We start from the raw sequence: 1,260 nt of genomic DNA, 5'->3' as shown, positions 1-1,260 counted from the left end.
TCCGATCAGGCGGTAGCGATGTTCCAGTACGACTACAACAACGTCGACCAGCAGTTGCATGCAGCCACAGACGGTTTGACGGGCGATTTTCAAGGCACGTTCACCAACCTGATCGAATCGGTGATCATTCCGGGAGCCAAGGAAAAGTCGCTGACCGTTCAGGTCGTCGTCCAGGGCGCCGCGGTTCTCGACGCGGAGGCGGACAGCGCGACGACGATGCTGTTCCTCAATCAGATCACCACGTCTTCGGAATCGCCCGAAGCCGTTGCCAGTGGCAGTCGCGTGAAGATGAGTCTGGAGAAGCAGGACGGACGTTGGCTCGTGAACAACGTCCAACCCTTCTGATCAAACACACGAAGGCTGGAGCCAGGTACGAAAGAGGCTGGGGCCGCGGAGATTCACTCTCCGCGGCCCCAGCCTTTGTGCACTGTCCTCAGTGGTCTTGTGCTTCGGCCGGGGCGATCAGCGCCGGGCCTGCGGCACCGCCGTGTGCGAGCGCGTCGAGGAACGAGCGCGCCCAGCGGTCGACGTCGTGCGTCAGGACCTGACGACGTAGCGCACGCATGTGGCGCCGGCCGTCCTCGCGCGGTTGATTGAGGGCCTTCTCCATCGAATCCTTGACGTCGTCGAGGTCGTGAGGATTGCACAGGAATGCCTGGCGGAGTTCTGCTGCGGCACCGGTGAATTCGCTGAGCAGCAATGCGCCACCCAGATCACTGCGGCAGGCGACGTATTCCTTCGCGACGAGGTTCATGCCGTCACGCAGCGGCGTGACGAGCATGAGATCGGCGGCGACGAAGAACGCGACCAGTTCGTCGCGTGGGATCGGCCGATGGATGTAATGGACGACGGGGCGGCCGACTTCGCTGAACTCGCCGTTGATCCGGGAGACCTTCTGCTCGATGTCTCCGCGCATCTGTACGTAGCTTTCGACGCGTTCGCGGCTCGGGGTCGCCAGCTGCACCATGACGGTGTCGGCGGGATCGATGCGCTTCTCCATGAGAAGTTCGTGGAGCGCAGCGAGCCTGACGTCGATGCCTTTGGTGTAGTCGAGGCGGTCGACGCCCAGCATGATGTGCTTGGGGTTTCCGAGTTCTTTGCGAATCTGCTTGGCGCGGTCTCGAATTGCCTTGGTGCGCGAGAGCTCGTCGAGCTTGCCGGAGTCGATGGAGATAGGGAAGGCGCCGACGCGGACGCTACGGAAACCTACTTGCACCACACCGAGTTTGGAGCGGACGCCGACGGTTCCACGTGAAGTCT

1 protein-coding gene and 1 pseudogene are annotated in these 1,260 nt (G+C 62.2%); one reads left to right on the top strand and one right to left on the bottom strand.

Annotated features, from left to right (window positions below):
- Window positions 1–345: pseudogene (locus A2J01_RS02890) on the top strand (twin-arginine translocation pathway signal); the annotation flags it as partial.
- Window positions 346–433: 88 nt separating this feature from the next.
- Here A2J01_RS02890 and A2J01_RS02885 read toward each other — a convergent pair.
- Window positions 434–1,260: alpha,alpha-trehalose-phosphate synthase (UDP-forming) (locus A2J01_RS02885; RefSeq protein ID WP_197494141.1), on the bottom strand; the 827-nt coding region annotated here is incomplete at its 5' end.

The organism is Rhodococcus sp. EPR-134 (assembly GCF_001647205.1).
Lineage (GTDB): Bacteria > Actinomycetota > Actinomycetes > Mycobacteriales > Mycobacteriaceae > Rhodococcus_F > Rhodococcus_F qingshengii.
The sequence above is the reverse complement of the archived record's forward strand: the minus strand, read 5'-3'. Positions and strand labels throughout refer to the sequence as shown.